Consider the following 23,318-nt stretch of genomic DNA (forward strand, 5'->3'; position numbering starts at 1 on the left):
GTCCAATATCCGTTAAGTGGGTAACCATACCTTGGAGGTATCATGGAACTGCGCCATTTGCGTTATTTCCGCGTGCTGGCGCAGACCCTGAATTTCACCCGCGCCGCCGAACAGCTGCACATTGCTCAGCCGCCGCTGAGTCGACAGATCCGCCAACTGGAGGAGACCCTTGGCGTAGAGCTGCTGGAGCGAAGCCGTCCGCTGCGCCTGACCGAAGCCGGGCGCTTCTTCCATGAACAGAGCGCCGCCCTGCTCGACCAGCTTGAACAAGTCGCCGAAGCCACCCGACGCATTGCCAACAGTGAGCGCCAGTGGTTGCGGATCGGTTTCGCACCTTCGACCTTGTACGACCTGCTACCGGAGTTGATCCGCCGACTTCGTCGTTCCGAGGATCTGGAGCTGGGCCTGCAGGAGATGATTACCCTGCAACAGGTCGAGGCCCTGAAGGCCGGGCGCATCGATATCGGCTTCGGTCGTATCCGCATCAATGACCCGGCCATTGAACAGCATGTGTTGCGCGAAGACCCGTTGGTTGCCGCCTTGCCTTGCGGGCATCCCTTACTGGGGCAGCCGCTGGACCTGGCGCTGTTGGCCCGCGAACCCTTTGTGCTCTACCCCGCCACGCCACGGCCAAGTTACGCCGACCACATCATGGCGCTGTTCGCCAACCATGGCCTCAGCGTCAGGGTAGTGCAATGGACCAATGAACTGCAGACTGCCCTCGGGCTGGTGGCGGCCGGGCTGGGGATAACCCTGGTACCCGCGTCGGTACAAACCCAGCACCGCGCAGACATCGTATACGCACCACTGACCGAGACCTCGGCGGTTTCACCCATCATTCTCAGCCGCCGGGCTGGGGATAACTCACCCCTGCTCAAGCACTGCCTGGCTCTGATTGAACAGATGCAGGCTGTGGATAACAACGCCTGAAGCGCCAGTGGACGGCCACCTTGCAGATGCCAAAGGATAATGGAATAACTGTTAGTTAAAATTTAAATCATACAAATCAATAACTTACAAAATCCACGCTGCACTTATAAATAGACCTGTAGTTGCGTATCGCTCTCAACTAATACTGTTCTAGTTGACCTGAATCAATACAGCATTACCGTCAGGTGGTGGTGTTGATTGATAACGCGTCGCCTGCCTGTTGCCTTCAACAAAAACCAGTACTTAAGTACATGAAAACCCGTTGAAAATGTAAGCGCACGGGCGCTCGCTCAATAGTAAGATAGGCGAATAACTATCCCGCATCCTCACGTTCGCGCCCTGTGTTATCCCATCGCTGGAAACGATCGTTAATAAACTGATTTATCAGCAAGGCACTATTGGCCGAATGAAAAATGCTTCGGCTGACGCACTGTGCACCGCGGCTCATGTTCTAGATTGCACGATTTAACTACATTGTAAGGAGCGTTTCGTGAAGTTCACTATTACCCGCCTGATGATCAGCAGCGCAACAGCACTGATCCTTGTGGCGCTGGGGCTGTCATTCTGGATTTCTCATCAGGTCAACCGCCTGGATGATCTCAGCCGACAGTTGGAAAACCTCAGTAGTGCCCAGCAAGAGGTAGAAGAACTTCGTTACCACACGGCGCAAATTCAGCAGTTCTACACCGACGCAAGCTTGACCGGCGAAAACGAGGCAGCCGCCACCGCCCATCGGCACTTTCAGCGGATGCAGGAGAAGCTGAACGAACTCAAACAGGCAATTCCAGCATTCCGCCTCGAACTGGAGGCGATGAACGCCCCGGCAGAACGGCTCGACAATGTGGGCCTGCGCATGTTCCAGGCCTACACCGGCCCCGGCAAGGAGGCTGGCGACAAGGTGATGGAAGACTTCGACCAGCGTTCGGCAGAAGTGATTCGTGCGTTCGCCGGGCTACGTGACCCGCTGTCGGCCAAGTACAAGACAACCCTCAGCGAAACCAGCGAAGTGCGTGAGTCCCTGAAGGTCAATACGCTCGTGGCCTGGGGCATAGCGTTGCTGTTGATCCTTGGCACCCTTTGGCTGATCAGCCGCCGCGTCCTGCCCCCCCTCAACCGGATGTCCAGTTCGTTACGCGATTTGAACACCGGTAATGGTGACCTCAGCCGTACACTGCGCCAGGACAACGACGATGAGATCGGTGAAGTGGTTGCGGGCTTCAATCAGTTCGTTGCCGGCCTCAGGGGCCAAATTGCGACGGTAGCCCAAGTAGGTTGCACCTTGGGCCAGTCATCGACGCACTTGGTCAATGATGCGCAAGCCGCCGAAGCGAGCGCCGAAACCTTGCGTTCGGAAGTGGATCAGGTGGCCACAGCAGTCAATCAGATGGCCGCCACCGTACAGGGCGTGGCCGCCAATGCCCAGGCAAGCTCGGCCCAAACCGGTGACGCTGATCGCCAGACGCAAGAAGCGATTGGCGTGGTGAACCAGACAATTGTCGAGATTCGTACCTTGGCCAACGAAGTGGGCCGGGCATCCGAAGTGATTCAAACCCTGGAAACCCACTCACGTTCCATTGGTGGGGTGCTGGAAGTGATACGGACCATTGCCGAACAAACCAACTTGCTGGCATTGAACGCGGCCATTGAAGCAGCACGCGCAGGCGAGCAAGGCCGGGGCTTTGCCGTGGTAGCCGATGAAGTCCGCACCTTGGCCAGCCGTACCCAAGCCTCGACCCAAGAAATCCAGGGCATGATCGAGCGCCTGCAGAGTGCGTCCCAAGAGGCCGTAGCAGTCATGCAGGAAAGCCGTACCTATGCCGAAAAAGGTGTCACGCAGGCCGAAATAGCCGGTCAGGCACTGGTGAACATCAGTACCTTGATGGCCTCGGTATCGGGGATGAGCTTGCACATCGCTGAAGCGGCTCGCGAGCAGTCCATGGTCAGCGATGAAATCAACCAGCGGATCAGCAGCGTGGCGAATGTCGCCGGCCGTACCGCAGAACTGTCTGAGAGCACACTGGCCAGTGGCCGAGCGGCTGGTGAAGACGCTCGACGGCTGGATGAAATTGTCAGCCAGTTCAAGCTCTAGGCCGGTCTGAAGCAGGCGAGCAGCGTTGGTAAGCAACGCGCTCGCCTCAACAGCAGCCTTACTCCACGGTCACCGACTTGGCGAGGTTGCGTGGCTGGTCAACGTCGGTGCCTTTGAGCACGGCAACGTAGTACGACAGCAACTGCAGCGGAATGGTGTAGAGAATCGGCGCCAGGGCATCTGCGATGTGCGGCATCGCGATCACGTGAGTCCCTTCACCATTGCTCATGCTGGCTTGCTCATCAGCAAAGACGACCAGTTGACCACCACGGGCGCGCACTTCCTGCAGGTTGGACTTGAGCTTTTCCAGCAGCTCGTTGTTCGGCGCCACGGTGACCACCGGCATGTCGTTGTCCACCAGCGCCAGCGGGCCGTGCTTGAGCTCACCAGCCGGGTAAGCTTCGGCGTGGATATAGGAGATCTCCTTGAGCTTGAGCGCCCCCTCCATCGCCACCGGGAACTGCGCACCACGACCAAGGAACAAGGTGTGGTGCTTGTCGGCGAACAGCTCCGAGATTTTCTCGATGGTGGCATCCATCGCCAACGCTTCGCCCAGGCGAACCGGCAGGCGGCGCAATTGCTCGACCAGATCGGCCTCAACGCCCGCTCCCAAGGTGCCACGCACTTGGCCCAGGGCCAGGGTCAGCAGCATCAACGAAACCAGTTGGGTGGTGAACGCCTTGGTCGAGGCCACACCGATTTCCGGGCCGGCCAGGGTCAGCAGGGTCAGGTCCGATTCACGTACCAGCGAACTGATCCCGACGTTGCAAATGGCCAGGCTGGCCAGGAAGCCCAGTTCCTTCGCATTGCGCAGCGCTGCCAGGGTGTCTGCTGTTTCACCAGACTGGGAGATCGAAACGAACAGGGTGTCGGGCTGCACAACCACCTTGCGGTAGCGGAACTCGCTGGCCACTTCGACCTGGCACGGAATACCGGCCAGTTCTTCCAACCAGTAGCGCGCAACCATACCCGCATGGTAACTGGTGCCACAGGCAACGATCTGCACATTGCGAACCTTGGCAAACAGCTCGGCGGCTTGCGGGCCAAAGGCCTGAACCAGCACATGGTCAGTGCCCAGACGACCCTCTAGCGTGCGCTGTACCACGGTAGGTTGCTCGTGGATTTCCTTGAGCATGAAGTGGCGGTACTCACCCTTGTCAGCTGCTTCTGCACCCTCGTGGTACTGCACCGCTTCACGCTGAACTGCTTGGCCGGCCTGGTTCCAGATACTGACCTTGTCGCGGCGAATCTCGGCGATATCACCTTCTTCCAGGTACATGAAACGGTCGGTGACCTGGCGCAGGGCCAACTGGTCGGACGCCAGGAAGTTTTCCCCATGGCCCAGGCCAATCACCAGCGGGCTGCCGCTACGCGCAGCGACGAGGCGATCCGGTTGTTTGGCGCTGATAACGGCCAGGCCATAGGCACCGTGCAGTTGCTTGACCGCTACCTTGAGCGCTTCGGTCAGGTCAGGCTGGGTCTTGAGGGTGTGATGCAGCAGGTGAACGATCACCTCGGTATCGGTTTCCGAGCTGAACACATAACCCAGGCTCTTGAGCTGCTCGCGCAGCTCCTCATGGTTCTCGATGATGCCGTTATGCACCACCGCCAGGTCGTGGCCGGAAAAATGAGGGTGTGCATTGCGCTCGCTGGGCGCACCGTGGGTTGCCCAACGGGTATGGGCGATACCCAGCAGGCCCGACAGCGGTTCGGCGGCAACGGCAGCTTCCAGCTCACTGACCTTGCCGATACGACGACGGCGCTCCAGGACGCCTTGCGCGCTATAGACGGCCAGGCCGGCGCTGTCATAGCCCCGGTACTCCAGGCGCTTGAGGCCTTCGATGAGGATAGTGGTGATGTTACGTTCAGCGACGGCGCCAACGATTCCACACATAGAAATTACTCCTAGCTGATTGCGGCGCAGATAACGTTTACGCCGCGGGCTTCAATCTGTTCACGTGCCGCTTGGGGCAGGCGCTCATCAGTAATCAGGGTATTGACGCTGCTCCAGGGCAGCTCGAGATTGGGGATCTTGCGACCGACCTTGTCCGACTCGACCATGACAATCACTTCCCGCGCGACCTCGGCCATGACCCGGCTCAACCCCAGCAACTCATTGAATGTGGTGGTGCCACGCACCAGGTCGATGCCATCGGCGCCAATGAACAACTGGTCGAAATCGTAAGAGCGTAGTACCTGCTCGGCGACCTGGCCCTGGAAGGATTCGGAATGCGGATCCCAGGTACCGCCGGTCATCAACAGCACCGGTTCATGCTCAAGCTCGCTAAGGGCGCGGGCGACATTCAACGAATTGGTCATCACCACCAGGCCCGGCTGCTGGCCAAGCTCAGGGATCATGGCGGCGGTCGTACTGCCACTGTCGATGATGATTCGCGCATGCTCACGAATCCTGCCCACTGCAGCGCGGGCAATGGCCTGTTTATAGGCAGACACCGGCTGTGCCTGATCGGCAATCAGTTCCTGAGGCAGCGTGACCGCGCCGCCGTAACGACGCAGCAACAGACCATTGGCCTCAAGAGCCGCCAGGTCTTTGCGGATAGTGACTTCCGAGGTCTCGAAACGTTTGGCCAACGCATCGACACTGACCTCGCCCAGCTCATTCAGCAGCGCGAGGATGTTGTGCCGTCGTTGTGGAGTGTTTCGTTTCGACATTTTGGCTTTAAGTTTCGTTTCGTAAGTTAATGAAGCCAATCAAAACCTAAAGCTTTCACTTCGTCAAGGACGATGCGTATGTTTTTGCCTGTGCATAACTAGACATGACTGGCGCTTTTATCCACAAATCCCGGCCTAGAGCGCCTGGCATAAAAAAAGCCGACTTATGCACAATCCAGTCGGCTCTTTTATTCACATGTGGATAACGTCAGTTCTTCTTGATCTTCTCTGGCCGCTTCCAGCCATCGATGTTGCGCTGACGTGCCCGACCAACGGCTAACTGAGCCGTATCGACATTCTGCGTAATGGTCGAACCGGCTGCCGTTGTAGCACCAGAAAGGATATCCACAGGCGCAACCAGGGAGTTGTTGGAACCGATGAAGACATCCTCACCCAACACCGTCTTGAACTTGTTCGCACCGTCATAGTTGCAAGTGATGGTGCCTGCGCCTATGTTGGTCCGTGCGCCGACTTCCGCGTCGCCCAAGTAGGTCAGGTGACCGGCTTTGGCACCCTCGCCCAGGTGAGCATTCTTCAACTCGACAAAGTTACCCACATGGGCTCGTGCTTCCAGCACGCTGCCAGGGCGCAGACGCGCGAATGGGCCGGCGTCGCTGCCCTCGCCCATGATGGCACCTTCGATATGGCTGTTGGCCTTGACCACCACGCCTTTGCGCAGGGTGCTGTCCTTGATCACACAATTAGGACCGATCACCACGTCGTCTTCGATCTCGACGCGGCCTTCCAGGACCACGTTGATGTCGATCAGCACATCACGACCAACGGTAACCTCGCCACGTACATCGAAACGCGCCGGATCACGCAGGGTGACGCCCAGCGCCATGAGCCGACGAGCCTCACGCAACTGATAATGACGCTCCAGCTCAGCCAGTTGCCGACGGTCGTTGGCGCCTTGCACCTCCATCGGGTCGTGCGGTTGCTCGGTGGCCACCACCAGGCCATCCGCAACGGCCATGGCGATCACGTCGGTGAGGTAGTACTCACCCTGCACATTGTTGTTAGACAGCCGACCAAGCCACTCAGCCAAACGTGCCCCCGGGACGGCGAGGATACCGGTGTTACCTTCCTTGATAGCCCGCTGTGCTTCGCTGGCATCCTTGTGCTCGACGATTGCCGCCACCTGACCCTGTGCATCACGCACGATACGGCCATAGCCTGTCGGGTCGTTCAGCGTAACGGTCAGCAAGCCCAGTTGCTGCGCAGTAACCTTGGCCAGCAACCGCTTGAGGGTGTCGACTTCGATCAGCGGCACATCACCGTAAAGAATCAGCACGGTATCGGCCGTCAGGTGTGGCAGCGCCTGTGCGACAGCATGGCCCGTGCCCAGTTGTTTGTCCTGCAGTACAAAATTCAGATCGTCGGCAGCCAAACGCTCTCGAACCACTTCCGCACCATGCCCGATTACCACGTGCATACCCTGTGGCTGAAGTTGCCGGGCGCTGTGGATAACATGGCCAAGCATGGAGTTGCCCGCAACCGGGTGCAGCACCTTGGGCAAGGCTGAACGCATGCGTGTGCCTTGGCCCGCGGCGAGAATAACGATATCGAGAGACATGACTGGCTACCAATCCTGGGTGGTCAGCGACTGTGACCAAAAAGAAGGAGTTACAGAAAAAGAAAAAGGGTAGCCGAGGCTACCCTTTAACTCAATCGCACTACAGAAGCTTGGCTTAACCGCCGAACTTCTTGCGGATCTGCTGGACGGTGCGCAGCTGGGCTGCGGCTTCGGCCAGACGTGCAGCGGCGGAACCGTAGTCGAACTCCGCGCCTTTTTCGTGCAGGGCCTTTTCAGCAGCCTTGACGGCTTCCTGAGCGGAGGCTTCATCCAGGTCGCTAGCGCGTTGCACGGTATCGGCAAGCACCTTGACCATGTTCGGCTGGACCTCGAGGAAACCACCGGAGATGTAGAACACCTCCTTGTCGCCACCCTGCTTGGTCAGCGTGATCGGACCCGGCTTCAGATCAGTGATCAGCGGGGCGTGGCCTGGAGCGATACCGATATCACCCAGGTTGCCGTGCGCAACCACCATCTCGACCAGACCGGAGAAAATTTCTCCTTCCGCGCTGACGATATCGCAATGGACTGTCATAGCCATCTGCTTGCCTCAACCTGATTAGCGCCCCTTTCGGGGCGCCGGGATTACAGTTTCTTGGCTTTCTCGATCGCTTCTTCGATGCCGCCGACCATGTAGAACGCTTGTTCTGGCAGGTGGTCGTAGTCACCGTTGAGGATGCCTTTGAAGCCAGCAATGGTGTCTTTCAGGGAAACGTATTTACCCGAAGCACCGGTGAAGACTTCAGCCACGAAGAACGGCTGGGACAGGAAACGCTGGATCTTACGAGCACGGGATACCAGTTGCTTGTCGGATTCGGACAGTTCGTCCATACCCAGAATGGCAATGATGTCCTTCAGCTCTTTGTAGCGCTGCAGCACGTACTGAACACCGCGAGCGGTTTCGTAGTGCTCGGTGCCGATGACCAGAGGGTCCAGCTGACGCGAAGTCGAGTCCAGTGGATCGACCGCTGGGTAGATACCCAGGGAGGCGATGTCACGGGACAGTACCACGGTGGCGTCCAAGTGGGCGAAGGTGGTCGCTGGCGACGGGTCAGTCAGGTCGTCCGCAGGTACGTATACGGCCTGGATCGAGGTGATCGAACCTTGCTTGGTCGAAGTGATGCGCTCTTGCAGCACGCCCATCTCTTCAGCCAGGGTCGGCTGGTAACCTACTGCCGAAGGCATACGGCCCAGCAGTGCGGATACTTCGGTACCGGCCAGGGTGTAACGATAGATGTTGTCGACGAACAGCAGAACGTCGTTACCTTCGTCACGGAACTTCTCAGCCATGGTCAGGCCGGTCAGCGCTACGCGCAGACGGTTTCCTGGTGGCTCGTTCATTTGGCCGTATACCAGAGCAACCTTGTCCAGTACGTTGGAATCCTTCATCTCGTGGTAGAAGTCGTTACCCTCACGAGTACGCTCACCCACACCGGCGAACACGGAGAAACCGCTGTGCTCGATGGCGATGTTACGGATCAGTTCCATCATGTTTACGGTTTTGCCTACACCGGCACCACCGAACAGACCAACCTTACCACCCTTGGCGAACGGGCAAACCAGGTCGATAACCTTGATACCGGTTTCGAGCAGGTCGTTGCCACCAGCCTGTTCTGCGAAGGAAGGCGCGGCACGGTGAATGCCCCAACGCTCTTCTTCGCCGATCGGACCGGCTTCGTCGATTGGGTTGCCCAGGACGTCCATGATACGGCCCAGAGTCGCTTTACCGACTGGAACGGAGATGGCTGCCTTGGTGTCAACGACGTCCAGACCGCGCTTCAAGCCTTCGGTCGAGCCCATCGCAATGGTACGTACTACGCCGTCGCCCAGCTGCTGCTGAACTTCCAGAGTAGTTTCCGCGCCCTGTACTTTCAGCGCGTTATAGACACTCGGTACGCTGTCACGTGGGAATTCCACGTCAATGACGGCGCCGATGATTTGAACGATACGTCCGCTACTCATAGCTGGATCCTCTGAATATTTGAACCGTTAAACCGCGGCAGCGCCGCCGACGATTTCCGAGATCTCTTGGGTGATCGCAGCCTGACGTGCCTTGTTGTAGATCAGCTGCAAATCGCTGATCAGGTCGCCGGCGTTGTCGGTGGCGTTTTTCATTGCGATCATCCGCGCAGCTTGTTCAGCCGCGTTGTTCTCGACTACCGACTGGTAGACCTGCGACTCCACGTAACGCACCATCAGGCCGTCCAGCAGCTCTTTGGCATCGGGTTCGTAGAGGTAGTCCCAGTGGTGCTTGAGTTCTTGATCCGGGGTTGCGACCAACGGAATCAACTGCTCGACCGTTGGTTTTTGCGTCATGGTATTGATGAACTTGTTCGACACCACGGACAGGCGATCGATACGACCTTCCAGGTATGCGTCCAGCATGACTTTGACGCTACCAATCAGATCGTTGATCGATGGCTCTTCGCCCAAGTGGCTGATTGCAGCAACGACGTTACCGCCGAAGTTACGGAAGAATGCCGCACCTTTGCTGCCGATCACGCACAGGTCGATCTCGACGCCTTGTTCGCGGTTTGCCGACATGTCCTTGACCAGGGCCTTGAACAGGTTGGTGTTCAAGCCGCCGCACAGACCACGGTCACTGCTCACCACGATATAACCGACACGCTTGATGGCGCGATCGATCATGAACGGGTGGCGGTATTCCGGGTTGGCGTTGGCCAGATGACCAATCACCTGGCGGATGCGCTCCGCGTAAGGACGGCTAGCAGCCATACGCAGTTGAGCCCTGCGCATCTTGCTGACCGCCACTTTTTCCATGGCGCTGGTAATTTTTTGCGTGCTTTTGATGCTCGCAATCTTACTGCGAATCTCTTTTGCGCCTGCCATGTAACACCTATCAGGTTAGCAAGCGGGGGCTGCAAAGCCCCCGCTGCGGCTTACCAGGTTTGGGTGGCCTTGAACTTCTCGATACCGGCTTTGATGCCAGCGTCGATTTCGTCGTTGAAGTCACCCTTCACGTTGATCTTCGCCATCAGTTCGGCGTGATCACGGTTGAAGTAAGCAATCAGCGCTTGTTCGAAGCTACCGATCTTGGCGATTTCAACGTCGACCAGGAACCCACGCTCAGCGGCATACAGCGACAGCGACATGTCAGCGATGGACATTGGCGCGTATTGCTTCTGCTTCATCAGCTCGGTAACACGTTGACCGTGCTCGAGTTGCTTACGGGTGGCTTCGTCCAGGTCAGAAGCGAACTGGGCAAATGCAGCCAGTTCACGGTACTGAGCCAGAGCGGTACGGATACCACCGGACAGCTTCTTGATGATCTTGGTCTGAGCGGCACCACCTACACGGGATACCGAAACACCGGCGTTAACTGCAGGGCGGATGCCCGAGTTGAACATGGCCGATTCCAGGAAGATCTGACCGTCGGTGATCGAGATCACGTTGGTCGGAACGAACGCGGAAACGTCGCCAGCCTGGGTTTCGATGATCGGCAGAGCGGTCAAGGAACCGGTTTTGCCAGTTACTGCACCGTTGGTGAACTTCTCGACGTACTCTTCGGAAACGCGCGATGCACGCTCCAGCAGACGGGAGTGGAGATAGAACACGTCACCTGGGTACGCTTCACGTCCTGGTGGACGACGCAGCAGCAGGGAGATCTGACGGTAAGCAACAGCTTGCTTGGACAGGTCATCGTAAACGATCAGCGCGTCTTCACCGCGGTCACGGAAGAACTCGCCCATGGTGCAACCGGCGTATGGCGCCAGGAATTGCAGTGCGGCGGATTCCGAAGCACTGGCGGCAACAACGATGGTGTTAGCCAGAGCGCCGTTTTCTTCCAGCTTGCGAACAACGTTGGCGATGGTCGATTGTTTCTGACCAACGGCGACGTAGACGCAGAAGATGCCACTGTTTTTCTGGTTGATGATCGCGTCAACCGCCATGGCGGTTTTACCGATCTGACGGTCACCGATGATCAGCTCACGCTGGCCACGGCCGACTGGAATCATGGCGTCGACGGATTTGTAGCCAGTCTGTACAGGCTGGTCTACCGATTTACGCCAGATAACGCCCGGAGCAACTTTCTCGACCGCATCGGTCTCGGTGTTGTTCAGTGGGCCTTTACCGTCGATTGGGTTACCCAGTGCGTCGACTACGCGACCCAGCAGTTCCTTACCAACCGGAACTTCCAGGATGCGGCCGGTGCACTTGGCACTCATGCCTTCGGCAAGGGAGGTATATGCGCCCAGTACTACCGCACCAACGGAGTCTTGCTCCAGGTTGAGGGCCATACCGTAGACGCCGCCCGGAAACTCGATCATTTCGCCGTACATAACGTCGGCCAGACCGTGGATCCGCACGATACCGTCAGAAACGCTGACGACAGTACCTTCGTTGCGGGCTTGAGAGGCGACATCGAGTTTCTCGATGCGACCCTTAATGATTTCACTAATTTCGGAAGGATTGAGTTGCTGCATTGCTCTGCTGCCCCTTCAAACTCAAGATTTCAATGCTTCGGCCAGTTTCGCGATTTTGCCGCGAATCGAGCCATCGATTACCAGGTCGCCGGCGCGGATCACGACACCACCTATGAGGGAGGTATCCTCCACAGCGTGCAGTCGCACTTCCCGGCTGAGCCGTGCACTGAGAACCTTGGCGAGTTTGTCTTGCTGTTCTTGGTTCAACGCAAAAGCACTAGTGACTTCCACGTCCACGGATTTTTCCTGCTCGGCCTTGTACAGCTCGAACAGCGACGAAATCTCCGGCAACAGCAAGAGACGGTCGTTTTCCGCGGCAACATGAATGAAATTCTGTGCCTGGGCATCAAACTTGTCACCGCACACTTCAATAAAAGTGGCGGCCTTTTCTGCGCTCGTCAGTCGCGGGGCCTTGAGCAGGCGCTGCATGGTGCCGTCTTGCGACACCGCAGCAGCCAGGCCGAGCATGGCTGACCAATTGGCCAGTTGCTGATGGGCCTGGGCATGCTCAAAGGCAGCCTTAGCGTAAGGTCGGGCCAACGTGGTCAATTCTGCCATGATCGCCCTCGCTTAAATTTCAGCGGCCAGTTTGTTAACCAGCTCCGCATGCGCGTTTTGATCGATTGTGGCACCAAGGATCTTCTCAGCGCCGTTAACGGCCAGGCTACCCAGTTGGGCGCGCAGCGCGTCTTTGACACCGTTAAGTTCCTGTTCGATCTCGGCCTGAGCCTGAGCCTTCACACGGTCAGCTTCGACGCGGGCCTGATCACGGGCTTCCTCGACGATCTGAGCACCGCGCTTCTTGGCTTGCTCAATGATTTCGGCTGCCTGAGCTTTCGCTTCGCGCAGTTGCTGACCCACTTTATCTTGGGCCAGCTCCAGGTCGCGAGCTGCTCGGCTGGCAGCGTCCAGTCCATCCGCGATCTTCTTCTGACGTTCTTGCAATGCCGCGATGACCGGAGGCCACACGAACTTCATGCAGAACAGCACAAAGATGAAGAACGCAACGGACTGGCCAATCAGGGTTGCATTAATGTTCACGCCAACACCTCGCTCGTTCTTTGTCCATCACACAAAACCACTCGAAAATTCGAGTGATTAGCCGGCGATTTGACCAACGAAGGGATTAGCGAAGGTGAAGAACAGAGCGATACCAACACCGATCATGGTTACGGCGTCGAGCAGACCGGCAACGATGAACATTTTAACTTGCAGCATTGGAACCATCTCTGGCTGGCGAGCAGCGCCTTCCAGGAACTTGCCGCCCAGCAGGCCGAAACCAATGGCGGTACCCAGTGCACCCAGGCCGATCAGCAGAGCAACAGCAATAGCGGTAAGACCAACTACAGTTTCCATCTTTCCTCCCGACTTTTACGTCGTATTGGTTAGGTTTTTTAGTTTGAAGCGGTAAAGCAAAATCGTTTTGTACAGCTGCCCTTGCGGACCTTTTGCGACCCTTGCCCGTACCGGCGAAAGGGTCTTCAGACACGCCAGGCGGTCTTAATGGTTATCTTCGTGAGCCATCGACAGGTAGACGATGGTAAGCATCATGAAGATGAACGCTTGCAGGGTGATGATCAGGATGTGGAACACCGCCCACGCCCACTGCAGCACCACGCCCAGGCCGCTGAGCCAGAGCAGACCAGCACCGAACATCACGGCAATCAGGATGAACACCAGCTCGCCGGCGTACATGTTGCCGAAAAGACGCAGTGCCAGGGAGATTGGCTTGGCGATCAGGGTCACAAACTCCAGCAGGAAGTTCACCGGAATCAGCAGGATCTGAACGAAGATGTTCTTGCTGCCGAACGGATGCAGGGTCAGTTCGCCGAGGAAACCGCCGATGCCCTTGACCTTGATGCTGTAGAAAATGATCAACGCGAACACGCAGAAGGCCATGGCCAGAGTAGCGTTCGGGTCAGTCGTGGAGACTGCACGGAAAGGAATGTGCTTGTCGCCGGAAATCAGCATGGCCAGTTGAGGAATCCAGTCGACCGGTACCAGGTCGATGGCGTTCATCAGGAAGACCCAGACGAAGATGGTCAGCGCCAGCGGTGCGATAACCGGGCTGCGACCGTGGAAACTGTCCTTGACCGAACCGTTGACGAACTCCACCAGCACTTCAACGAAGTTCTGCAGGCCGCCAGGTTGACCGGAAGTTGCTTTCCGGGCCGCCATGCGGAACAGGAGAATGAAGATCAGACCCAGCGCAAAGGACCAACCCAGGGTGTCCACGTGGAACGCCCAGAAGCCCATTGCTTTGGCTTCTGCTGCGGAATGGGCAAAGCCCCAACCGCCGTCTGGTAGTTGACCGTAGGTCAAGTTCTGCAAGTGGTGCTGGATATAGCCCGAAGCGGTTTCTGCTGCCATGTTTGCCTCAAACGCCCTAAGGTCTCGAAAGTCTTGTTTTCACTAGCAGGGGCGCGAACCAGCTGACCAACTGGGTCAGCAGAAAGACGCCGAATACTGCTAATGGCGCCAATGGCTTCACTCCTGCAAACGTCAGCGCGAACAGCACTGCCGTCAAAATCAATTTGCCTGCCTCGCCAGCGTAAAACGACTTGACGATGGCCTGCGCTGCCCTGGCTCCGGTAAACCGAAAAGCCTTCCAAGCAAAGTACACATTCGGTAGCCAGGCAATCAGCCCTCCGCAGAGGCCTGAATATCCGTCGACTGCCCCGCGCCACTGCCACAACGCCAAGGCTGCCAACAGAAACACGACACACTGAGCCAGCAGTACCGGAAAAACCGCCCAGCGATGGAAAGGCAAGCGGTTTGGCGTGCGGGTTTCCATCACAACTGCTCCTCAAAAGTCGGCCAACCCGTCAACTCTGACTTGGCATAATTTGTGCCGACAAAATGCGCGCAGAGTATAGGGGCGGTTTAACCCCTATTCAACTGCTGGGTAGTGATTTCCGACTGTGCGCTACAACAGGAATTGTTTCAGCGGATGTGAGCAAGGACGCCCTGCAACTCATCCAGCGAGTTATAACGAATCACCAACTGGCCTTTGCCCTTGTTCCCATGACGGATCTGGACAGCCGAGCCCAGCCGCTCTGCGAGCCGCTGTTCAAGGCGTGCGATGTCCGGATCAGGCTTGGCCGGTTCGACCGGTTCAGGCTTGCCATTGAGCCACTGACGGACCAGTGCTTCAGTCTGGCGCACCGTCAGTCCACGTGCGACAACATGTCGCGCCCCATCAACCTGTTGCTCATCCGGCAATCCGAGCAATGCACGTGCATGGCCCATTTCCAGATCGCCATGAGAGAGCATGGTCTTGATGACTTCCGGCAGGGTGATCAAGCGCAACAGGTTGGCCACGGTAACCCGCGACTTGCCCACGGCATCGGCAACCTGCTGCTGGGTCAGCTGGAACTCATGCTGCAGCCGTTGCAGGGCAATCGCCTCTTCCACCGGGTTGAGGTCCTCGCGCTGGATGTTCTCGATCAGGGCCATTGCGATGGCCGCCTCATCGGGTACATCACGAACCATTGCCGGAATGGTATCCATGCCGGCCTGCTGACTGGCGCGCCAGCGGCGCTCACCCGCAATGATTTCATAGCGATTGTCAGCGATCGGACGAACCACGATCGGCTGCATGACACCCTGGCTACGGATCGAGTGCGCCAATTCCTCCAACGCCTGCGGATCCATGTCGCGGCGAGGTTGGTACTTCCCGCGCTCGATCAGGTCGAGCGGCAGGTGTTGCAGTTCTTTCTGATCGACCTTGACAGCCTGCTCTTCGAGCGCGCTGACAGTCGGACCACTCAGCAGTGCATCCAACCCACGTCCGAGACCTCGTTTCTTAACGGCCATACGGATTCCTTAAGTTGCTTGTGCAGTGCGAGATTGACGACGCTGGCGACGCACCATCTCACCGGCCAGGGCCAGGTAGGCCAAGGCACCGCGCGATTGCTTGTCATAGGCCAGCGCCGGCATGCCGAAGCTTGGTGCCTCGGCCAGGCGAATGTTGCGCGGGATCACGGTGTCGTACAGCTGATCACCGAAATGCTCCTTGAGCTGCGCCGATACATCGTTGATCAGGCTCAGGCGCGGGTCATACATGGTCCGCAGCAAGCCTTCGATCTTCAGCTGTGGATTAAGCCGCTCGGCAATCCGCTTGATGTTATCCACAAGGTCACTCAAACCTTCCAGCGCAAAGTATTCACATTGCATCGGAATGATCACGCCATCGGACGCGACCAGGGCGTTGAGGGTCAACATCGACAACGACGGCGGGCAATCAATGAGAATGTAGTCGTAGCTTTCACGGATCGGCGCCAGCGCGGTACGCAGGCGACTCTCCTTCATCTGCATTTCCAGCAACACCACCTCGGCGGCGGTCAGGTCACGGTTGGCCGGCAGCAGTTGATAACCACCGTGCTCGGAGAAGCGCATGGCCTGGGCCAGATCGCATTCACCGATCAACAGGTCATAGACCGAATGTTCCAGGACGTGTTTATCCACACCACTGCCCATGGTGGCGTTGCCCTGTGGATCGAGATCGATCAGCAGCACGCGGCGCTTGGTCGCCACCAGCGATGCTGCGAGATTGATACAGGTGGTGGTCTTACCCACACCACCCTTCTGGTTCGCGATTGCGAATACCTTAGCCATTCTTGCTTGTGTTCCCAGTCATGCCGTGCGGCGCAGTATCAGCAGATGGCGCTGGCCTTGGCAACCCGGTACGGTCAAGGCCTGCTCGCTATCCACTTTGAAATCTGCCGGCAATGCTACCAGCTCATCAGCTGGATGCAGCCCTTTCATTGCCAGCCACTGCGTCTGGGTATCCCCCAGGTGCCGCGTCCAGTTAGTGAAGTTTTCCATGCTGCTGAAAGCACGCGAAATGATTCCGGTGAAAGGGCGCTCCGGCTGGAACGCCTCAACCCGATTGTGGATAACTTGCAGGTTATCCAGTTTCAATTCCAGCTTTACCTGAGTCAGGAAGCGGGTTTTCTTGCCATTGCTGTCGAGCACCGTGACCTGCTTTTCCGGATGCAGGATAGCCAATGGAATACCGGGCATGCCACCGCCGCTGCCGACGTCAAGCCAACGCTCGCTGTGGATAAACGGCATTACACTCAGGCTGTCGAGCAAATGACGGGAAACCATCTCGTCCGGGTTACGCACAGCGGTCAGGTTATACGCCTTGTTCCACTTGATCAGCAGTGCCAGGTACGCCAGCAGTTGCTCCTGCTGGCTGGCACTCAACTCGACGCCCAGTTCGCGGGCGCCTGTGGACAACTCTTCGGCATGTTGAGGGGTGACCATGGAACTCAAGCGCTTTGCTCCAACTCACGGCCTGCGCCGCGTTTTTTCAGGTGAATCAGCAAGAGTGAAATTGCTGCCGGGGTTACGCCAGGGATACGCGAAGCCTGACCCAATGTTTCCGGACGAGTCTGGCTGAGTTTGCTCTGAATTTCCTTGGAAAGCCCGGAAATGTTCGTGTAGTCGATATCCTCGGGCAGACGGGTATCTTCGCTGGCACGCAGACGAGCAATTTCTTCCTGCTGGCGATCGATGTAGCCGGCGTACTTGGTCTTGATTTCGACCTGCTCGGCAACTTGTGGATCAATGCCTTCGCTACCGGTGACTTCGATCAAACCGGCGTAATCGATTTCCGGACGGGTGAGCAGGTTGAGCAGGTTGTACTCATGGCTCAGCGGCGTACCGAATTTCTCTGCAATGGCTTGGCCTTGCGCCGTACCAGGGCGTACCCAGGTGCTTTTCAAACGTTGTTCTTCGCGCTCGATACCTTCGCGTTTAGCGGTAAAGGCCGCCCAACGGGCGTCGTCGACCAGGCCCAGTTCGCGACCTTTTTCGGTCAGACGCAGGTCGGCGTTGTCTTCACGCAGGATCAACCGGTACTCGGCCCGAGAAGTGAACATGCGGTACGGCTCTTGAGTACCGAGGGTGATCAGGTCGTCGACCAACACACCGATGTACGCTTCATCGCGGCGCGGGCACCAGCTTTCACGGCCCTGTGCACGCAATGCGGCGTTGGTCCCGGCCAGCAATCCTTGTGCACCGGCTTCTTCGTAGCCGGTGGTGCCGTTGATCTGGCCAGCAAAGAAAAGGCCGCCAATCACTTTGGTTTCAAGGCTGTACTTGAGATCTCGTGGATCGAAGTAATCGTACTCGATGGCATAACCCGGACGAACGATGTGCGCATTCTCCATGCCGCGGATCGAGCGAACGATCTGCAGTTGCACGTCGAATGGCAGGGATGTGGATATCCCGTTCGGATACAGCTCGTGTGTCGTCAGGCCTTCAGGTTCGATAAAGACCTGATGGCTCTCCTTGTCCGCAAAGCGGTGAATCTTGTCTTCGATCGAAGGGCAGTAACGCGGGCCAATACCCTCGATGACACCGGAATACATTGGCGAACGATCAAGGTTCGACGCAATGATTTCGTGGGTGCGGGCATTGGTGTGGGTAATCCAGCAACTGACCTGGCGCGGGTGCATCTGCTGCGACCCCATGAACGACATCACCGGGGTAGGCGCGTCACCCGCTTGTTCGGTCATCACCGAGAAATCCACAGAGCGGCCATCGATACGCGGCGGAGTGCCGGTTTTCAGACGACCAACCCGTAATGGCAATTCACGCAGGCGATGTGCCAGGGCAATCGACGGTGGATCACCGGCACGACCACCGGAGTAGTTCTGCAAACCGATGTGGATAAGTCCACCAAGGAAAGTACCGGTGGTCAGTACCACTGCATCGGCGAAGAAACGCAGGCCCATTTGAGTGACCACACCACGCACCTGGTCCTGCTCGACGATCAGGTCGTCGCACGACTGCTGGAATATCCACAGGTTGGGTTGGTTCTCAAGGATCTCGCGCACTACCGACTTGTAGATCGCACGGTCTGCCTGTGCACGGGTGGCACGTACTGCCGGACCTTTGCGGTTGTTCAGAACGCGGAACTGGATACCACTCTTGTCGGTTGCCAGCGCCATTGCGCCACCGAGTGCATCGATTTCCTTGACCAGGTGGCTTTTGCCAATACCACCGATGGCCGGGTTGCAACTCATATGACCGAGGGTTTCCACGTTGTGGGTCAACAGCAGGGTTTTCACACCCATGCGTGCTGACGCAAGCGCAGCCTCGGTACCGGCATGGCCGCCGCCGATGACGATCACTTCAAAACGGGAAGGGAAATCCACCACGCACCTCGTGCCTGTTTCGCGAATAAATAAGGGATAGCCGACAAGTATAGGGACTTCCCCCCCTCTAAAGGAACCTTTTGCACAAAATTTAACCAGCCTGTGGATGAGTGGCAGGCAATAGAAATTAAAGAGAGAAATTTATTAAAGCTTTGTTTTTATGTTTATTCTTATGCAGCCACCTTTCTGTGGATAAAGTGCTGCAGGCCTTTATCTACGTCATGTACAGCGATTTATAAGCCTGTGATCTAGTGGGTCTGAGCGTTCTGGATAAGCGCTTTAAGCCTGTGGATCAAATGGCTAGTTACCCACAGCGCAGGTTATCTCCAACCTTGAAGGCCAGTTATCAACGGAGCTGAAGGTGAGTTTTCCACAGGGCTTAATTCACAGGTAGCCAGCACACGGGCAGGAAAAATCCTCAGGCGTGACCTGTGAAGGCATTCGTGTCGGGAGAGAAAGGCGGGAGATGACGCGCAGCAGTCGGCTCGAAACTGAGCCGACTGTGGATAAGGTGCTTACTTGCCGATGCAGAAGCTGGAGAAGATTCGGCCCAACAAGTCGTCAGAGCTGAATGCACCGGTGATTTCACCAAGTGCTTGTTGTGCCTGACGCAGGTCTTCAGCCAAAAGCTCACCAGCGCCAGCCAGGGTCAACTGTGCACGACCGTGTTCAAGGTTGTCGCTGGCCTGGCGGAGCGCTTCCAGATGGCGCCTGCGAGCGCTGAAGCTGCTCTCGGCGGTCTGTTCATAACCCATGCAGGCCTTGAGGTGTTCGCGCAGTAGATCAAGCCCCATGTCCGTATCCTTGGCACTCAAGGTAATGGTGACATGGCCATCATCGCTGTGCGTCATGGTGATCGGCTCACCACTGAGGTCCGCCTTGTTGCGAATCAGGGTGACCTTGGCTGGATCCGGGCGCAGATCAAGGAACTCTGGCCAGAGCGCAAATGGATCGCTGGCTTCAGGTGCGGTGCTATCCACCACCAGCAATACCCGGTCGGCCTCGCCAATGGCTTTCAGTGCGCGTTCTACACCAATCTTTTCCACATGGTCGTCGGTGTCACGCAAACCGGCGGTATCGATGACATGCAGCGGCATGCCATCGATGTGGATATGTTCACGAAGAATGTCCCGGGTAGTACCGGCAATATCAGTGACGATGGCTGCCTCGCGACCGGCGAGCACGTTCAACAGGCTGGATTTGCCCGCGTTGGGGCGCCCGGCAATAACCACGTTCATGCCATCGCGCAGCAAGGCCCCCTGCCCGGCTTCGCGCAGTACTGTGGATAATTCCGCACGTACCTGATCAAGCATGCTCAAGACATGGCCATCGGCAAGGAAGTCGATTTCCTCTTCAGGGAAGTCGATGGCTGCTTCCACGTAGATGCGCAGGTTGATCAACCTCTCGGTGAGTTTATCCACACGTCGGGAAAACTCACCCTGCAACGAACGCAAGGCGTTACGTGCCGCTTGTGCAGAACTGGCCTCGATTAGATCGGCAATTGCTTCAGCCTGCGCCAGGTCAAGCTTGTCGTTGAGAAAAGCACGCTCGCTGAATTCACCAGGGCGAGCAAGTCGGCAGCCCAACTGCAGGCAACGCTGCAAGAGCATATCCAGCACCACCGGGCCACCGTGCCCCTGGAGTTCGAGTACGTCTTCACCGGTAAACGAATTCGGTCCAGGGAAGTACAACGCCAGCCCTTCGTCGATGACCTGGCCATCGTCGCCGCGAAACGGCCCGTAATGCGCGTAGCGTGGGGTTAGTGTCCGGCCAGCGATCAACAACCCGGCTTGGCTCGCCAAGGGGCCGGAGATACGCACAATCCCTACCCCTCCGCGCCCTTGGGCGGTGGCGATGGCAGCGATGGTTTCACGCGGAGTATTCATGATCGACGGCCTCACGACAAAAACGACAGATAGCAAAACGCCCCACGAGGGGGCGTTTATCCACAGGTTAGCTGGCTAACCCGTTATGCAGCAGCTTTCTTGCTAGCCGCTTCGATGCTACGGGTGATGTACCACTGCTGAGTGATGGACAACACGTTGTTCACAACCCAGTACAGCACCAGACCTGCAGGGAACCACAGGAAGAAGAAGGTGAAGATGATTGGCATCAGCTTCATCACCTTAGCCTGCATCGGATCCGGAGGTGTTGGGTTCAGACGCTGCTGAATGAACATGGTCGCGCCCATGATGATCGGCAGGATGAAGAACGGATCCTTGATCGACAGGTCGGTAATCCAGAACATCCAAGGTGCCTGGCGCATTTCCACGCTTTCCAGCAACACCCAGTACAGCGAAAGGAAGACTGGCATCTGCACCAGGATCGGCAGGCAGCCGCCCAGTGGGTTGATCTTCTCTTTCTTGTACAGCTCCATCATGGCCTGCGACATTTTCTGCCGGTCATCGCCAAATTGTTCTTTCAGCGAAGCAAGCTTGGGTGCCACGGCACGCATGCGCGCCATCGAACGATAGCTGGCAGCCGACAGCGGGAAGAACAGTGCCTTGATCAGCATGGTCAGGACAATGATCGACCAGCCCCAGTTACCCAGGAGGCTGTGGATATGTTGCAGCAGCCAGAAAATTGGCTGGGCAATGAACCAGAGAATGCCGTAGTCGACGGTCAGTTCCAGGCCTGGGGACAACTCCTTGAGCTTGGACTGAATTTTCGGACCGGCATACAGCATGGTGCTGGTTTCGGCTTTACCACCTGCAGCGACTTCCAGTGTCGGGCCAGTGAAACCGATGATGTAGTTGCCTTGGCTGTCCTTGCGCGTCTGAACGATGTTGTTGTCAGACTTGTTCGGAATCCAGGCCGTCACGAAGTAGTGCTGCAGCCAGGCTACCCAACCACCAGACACATTTTCTTTCAGATTGCCCTTGTCGATGTCTTTCATCGACACTTTTTTGTACGGCTCTGCACTTGTCCACAGGGCTGCGCCCAGGTAAGTGGCAGTACCGGTGGCAGTGCTCGAGGACGGATCCGAGCTGGCATCGCGCTTGAGCTGGGCAAACAGGTTGCCGCTCCAGGCCTGACCGCTCTGGTTGTCGATCAGGTAGCTGACCGTCAGGTCGTACTCACCGCGCTTGAGTGTAAAGCGCTTGATGTAGTTGACGCCGTTGTCGCTGAACTTCAGGTCGACGACCAGTTGATCCTGACCATCGGCCAGTTGATAACTTTTCTGTTCGGTAGCGTACAGCGGGCGACCAGATGGACGAGCATCCGGGCCGTTGGTACCGGTCAGGCCGCTCTGCGCCAGGTAAACACGCTCGCCGCCGTTGTCGAACAGCTGGAACGGAATATCGGGATGGTCCTGACGGCGCGGGTATTTCGGCAGCATCAGCTGCGCGATATCACCACCATTGGGATCGATAGCCAGATCAAGAACATCGGTCTTGACCCGAATCAGGTCTTTGCTGATGGCAACCGGGGCCAGTTCGGTCGAATTCGACTCGGGGTTGGCGCTCGGAACATCGGCACTGGCGGAATTGCTTGCGGCCCGCGCGGTGTCCGGCAACGCCGGCGCGGTGGCGGCGTTCTGGGTCGGCAAGGCTGCCTGTCCGTAGTCCTGGTTCCACTTAAGAACCATGACATAAGACACGATTGCCAGGGCGACGATCAGGATCGTGCGTTTAATATCCATGATTACTCGGCTATCGAAGAAGTACGGGAAGAAGAAGCGGGCGGAACCGGGTCGTATCCACCAGGGTTCCACGGATGGCAACGCCCCAGTCGACGAACGGTCAGCCAACTGCCACGCAGAAGACCATGAGACTCAATGGCTTCGAGTGCGTAGCAGGAGCAGGAGGGGTAGAAACGACAGTGATTGGCCATCAGAGGACTAATGGCGTAACGGTAAAACTGGATCGGAACGAGTGCCAGTTTACGCATCTGGACTGTCTACCCCTACGGATTCGGTTGGCGCTGGAGCGGGCCGATTACGCGCAAGACGCTTCCAGAGCTTGCCAAAATGTTGGTGCAATTCTGGGTTTTCGATCTCGCCCAGGCCTTTGCGCGCAACGATAACGATATCCCAACCTGCCAATAGATCTTGGTGAAGGCGGAATGAGTCGCGCATCAATCGCTTGAGTCGATTTCGCTGAACGGAGAGCTTGACGCTCTTTTTCCCGATCACAAGCCCCAAGCGGGGATGATCCAGACCGTTCTCGCGGGCAAGGAGCAAAAGATTCTTGCCTGGAACCTTGCCGGTTGGGGAGTCGAAGACCGCTTTGAAATGTCGGGGGGTCAGCAGACGCTTTTCCCGACTGAAGTCCTGACTCACCACCTGTGCCGAATGATCAAACGGCCAGACGCTTACGGCCTTTGGCACGACGACGCGACAGAACGGCACGACCGTTCTTGGTGGCCATACGGGCACGGAAACCGTGAGTGCGAGCGCGCTTGATGGTGCTTGGTTGGAAAGTACGTTTCATGGC

General features: G+C 57.3%; 23 protein-coding genes and 1 pseudogene. 3 read left to right on the forward strand and 21 right to left on the reverse strand.

The features are described 5' to 3' along the window. The first annotated feature begins 42 nt into the window (after positions 1 to 42). The 3 genes and pseudogenes from UIA24_RS06970 (at position 43) to UIA24_RS23255 (ending at position 3,019) form a co-directional block, all read left to right on the forward strand. On the forward strand, positions 43 to 930 hold the full coding sequence (locus tag UIA24_RS06970; protein ID WP_099776435.1) for a LysR family transcriptional regulator: 888 nt from the start codon (positions 43 to 45) through the stop codon (positions 928 to 930). Between the two features lie 901 nt (positions 931 to 1,831). Further along, a pseudogene (locus tag UIA24_RS23250) lies at positions 1,832 to 2,161 on the forward strand (HAMP domain-containing protein); the annotation flags it as partial. A gap of 132 nt (positions 2,162 to 2,293) precedes the next feature. Further along, on the forward strand, positions 2,294 to 3,019 hold the full coding sequence (locus UIA24_RS23255; RefSeq protein ID WP_371917221.1) for a methyl-accepting chemotaxis protein: 726 nt from the start codon (positions 2,294 to 2,296) through the stop codon (positions 3,017 to 3,019). A gap of 58 nt (positions 3,020 to 3,077) precedes the next feature. Here the strand turns inward: UIA24_RS23255 and glmS are convergent, their stop codons facing one another. The 21 genes from glmS to rpmH form a co-directional block, all read right to left on the reverse strand. Next, complete coding sequence (gene glmS, locus UIA24_RS06980; protein ID WP_065759580.1) at positions 3,078 to 4,913, reverse strand: glutamine--fructose-6-phosphate transaminase (isomerizing); 1,836 nt, start codon at positions 4,911 to 4,913, stop codon at positions 3,078 to 3,080. Positions 4,914 to 4,924: 11 nt separating this feature from the next. After that, positions 4,925 to 5,692 (reverse strand): DeoR/GlpR family DNA-binding transcription regulator, encoded by a 768-nt coding sequence (locus UIA24_RS06985; protein WP_065759579.1) that lies wholly within the window; start codon positions 5,690 to 5,692, stop codon positions 4,925 to 4,927. 208 nt (positions 5,693 to 5,900) lie between these two features. After that, positions 5,901 to 7,268: a bifunctional UDP-N-acetylglucosamine diphosphorylase/glucosamine-1-phosphate N-acetyltransferase GlmU gene (gene glmU / locus UIA24_RS06990; protein WP_102053043.1), complete on the reverse strand. Its 1,368-nt coding sequence runs from the start codon at positions 7,266 to 7,268 to the stop codon at positions 5,901 to 5,903. Between the two features lie 115 nt (positions 7,269 to 7,383). Further along, positions 7,384 to 7,809, reverse strand: coding sequence for a F0F1 ATP synthase subunit epsilon (locus UIA24_RS06995; RefSeq protein ID WP_065759577.1), 426 nt, complete (start codon positions 7,807 to 7,809; stop codon positions 7,384 to 7,386). Positions 7,810 to 7,853: 44 nt separating this feature from the next. Next, entirely contained in the window at positions 7,854 to 9,230 is a 1,377-nt protein-coding gene (gene atpD, locus UIA24_RS07000) for a F0F1 ATP synthase subunit beta (protein WP_065759576.1), read from the reverse strand. Between the two features lie 27 nt (positions 9,231 to 9,257). Beyond that, complete coding sequence (atpG, locus tag UIA24_RS07005; RefSeq protein WP_065759575.1) at positions 9,258 to 10,118, reverse strand: F0F1 ATP synthase subunit gamma; 861 nt, start codon at positions 10,116 to 10,118, stop codon at positions 9,258 to 9,260. A gap of 50 nt (positions 10,119 to 10,168) precedes the next feature. Continuing rightward, positions 10,169 to 11,713: a F0F1 ATP synthase subunit alpha gene (atpA, locus tag UIA24_RS07010; protein WP_065759574.1), complete on the reverse strand. Its 1,545-nt coding sequence runs from the start codon at positions 11,711 to 11,713 to the stop codon at positions 10,169 to 10,171. A gap of 21 nt (positions 11,714 to 11,734) precedes the next feature. Further along, positions 11,735 to 12,271, reverse strand: a complete 537-nt coding sequence (locus tag UIA24_RS07015) for a F0F1 ATP synthase subunit delta (protein ID WP_065759573.1) — start codon at positions 12,269 to 12,271, stop codon at positions 11,735 to 11,737. Between the two features lie 12 nt (positions 12,272 to 12,283). Beyond that, the gene (locus UIA24_RS07020; protein ID WP_065759572.1) at positions 12,284 to 12,754 is read right to left on the reverse strand and encodes a F0F1 ATP synthase subunit B; all 471 of its coding nucleotides are present in this window, start codon (positions 12,752 to 12,754) and stop codon (positions 12,284 to 12,286) included. Between the two features lie 57 nt (positions 12,755 to 12,811). Then, the gene (gene atpE / locus UIA24_RS07025) at positions 12,812 to 13,069 is read right to left on the reverse strand and encodes a F0F1 ATP synthase subunit C (protein ID WP_003097235.1); all 258 of its coding nucleotides are present in this window, start codon (positions 13,067 to 13,069) and stop codon (positions 12,812 to 12,814) included. Positions 13,070 to 13,213: 144 nt separating this feature from the next. Further along, positions 13,214 to 14,083, reverse strand: coding sequence for a F0F1 ATP synthase subunit A (gene atpB / locus UIA24_RS07030; RefSeq protein ID WP_065759571.1), 870 nt, complete (start codon positions 14,081 to 14,083; stop codon positions 13,214 to 13,216). 16 nt (positions 14,084 to 14,099) lie between these two features. After that, positions 14,100 to 14,507 carry a F0F1 ATP synthase subunit I gene (locus tag UIA24_RS07035; protein ID WP_065759570.1) on the reverse strand — a complete coding sequence of 136 codons (408 nt, stop codon included), beginning with the start codon at positions 14,505 to 14,507 and terminating at the stop codon, positions 14,100 to 14,102. A 149-nt stretch (positions 14,508 to 14,656) separates the two neighbouring features. Then, a complete protein-coding gene (locus tag UIA24_RS07040; RefSeq protein ID WP_065759569.1) occupies positions 14,657 to 15,529 on the reverse strand; it encodes a ParB/RepB/Spo0J family partition protein in 873 nt (290 codons plus the stop codon). Between the two features lie 9 nt (positions 15,530 to 15,538). Continuing rightward, entirely contained in the window at positions 15,539 to 16,330 is a 792-nt protein-coding gene (locus UIA24_RS07045; RefSeq protein WP_065759568.1) for a ParA family protein, read from the reverse strand. Between the two features lie 18 nt (positions 16,331 to 16,348). Beyond that, positions 16,349 to 16,984, reverse strand: a complete 636-nt coding sequence (rsmG, locus tag UIA24_RS07050; protein ID WP_176717420.1) for a 16S rRNA (guanine(527)-N(7))-methyltransferase RsmG — start codon at positions 16,982 to 16,984, stop codon at positions 16,349 to 16,351. A gap of 5 nt (positions 16,985 to 16,989) precedes the next feature. Continuing rightward, positions 16,990 to 18,882 carry a tRNA uridine-5-carboxymethylaminomethyl(34) synthesis enzyme MnmG gene (gene mnmG, locus UIA24_RS07055; protein WP_330522495.1) on the reverse strand — a complete coding sequence of 631 codons (1,893 nt, stop codon included), beginning with the start codon at positions 18,880 to 18,882 and terminating at the stop codon, positions 16,990 to 16,992. Positions 18,883 to 19,397: 515 nt separating this feature from the next. Then, complete coding sequence (mnmE, locus tag UIA24_RS07060) at positions 19,398 to 20,768, reverse strand: tRNA uridine-5-carboxymethylaminomethyl(34) synthesis GTPase MnmE (RefSeq protein ID WP_065759565.1); 1,371 nt, start codon at positions 20,766 to 20,768, stop codon at positions 19,398 to 19,400. An 83-nt stretch (positions 20,769 to 20,851) separates the two neighbouring features. Then, positions 20,852 to 22,525: a membrane protein insertase YidC gene (gene yidC / locus UIA24_RS07065; RefSeq protein ID WP_065759564.1), complete on the reverse strand. Its 1,674-nt coding sequence runs from the start codon at positions 22,523 to 22,525 to the stop codon at positions 20,852 to 20,854. A gap of 2 nt (positions 22,526 to 22,527) precedes the next feature. Continuing rightward, complete coding sequence (gene yidD / locus UIA24_RS07070) at positions 22,528 to 22,773, reverse strand: membrane protein insertion efficiency factor YidD (protein ID WP_099776493.1); 246 nt, start codon at positions 22,771 to 22,773, stop codon at positions 22,528 to 22,530. Next, positions 22,766 to 23,167, reverse strand: coding sequence for a ribonuclease P protein component (rnpA, locus tag UIA24_RS07075; protein ID WP_065759563.1), 402 nt, complete (start codon positions 23,165 to 23,167; stop codon positions 22,766 to 22,768). The genes yidD and rnpA overlap by 8 nt, the downstream gene beginning before the upstream one ends. Positions 23,168 to 23,180: 13 nt before the next feature. Beyond that, positions 23,181 to 23,315 (reverse strand): 50S ribosomal protein L34, encoded by a 135-nt coding sequence (rpmH, locus tag UIA24_RS07080; RefSeq protein WP_002551315.1) that lies wholly within the window; start codon positions 23,313 to 23,315, stop codon positions 23,181 to 23,183. Between the last annotated feature and the right edge of the window lie 3 nt (positions 23,316 to 23,318).

This window comes from Pseudomonas sp. AL 58 (assembly GCF_036348395.1).
In the GTDB taxonomy this organism is placed as follows: domain Bacteria; phylum Pseudomonadota; class Gammaproteobacteria; order Pseudomonadales; family Pseudomonadaceae; genus Aquipseudomonas; species Aquipseudomonas defluvii.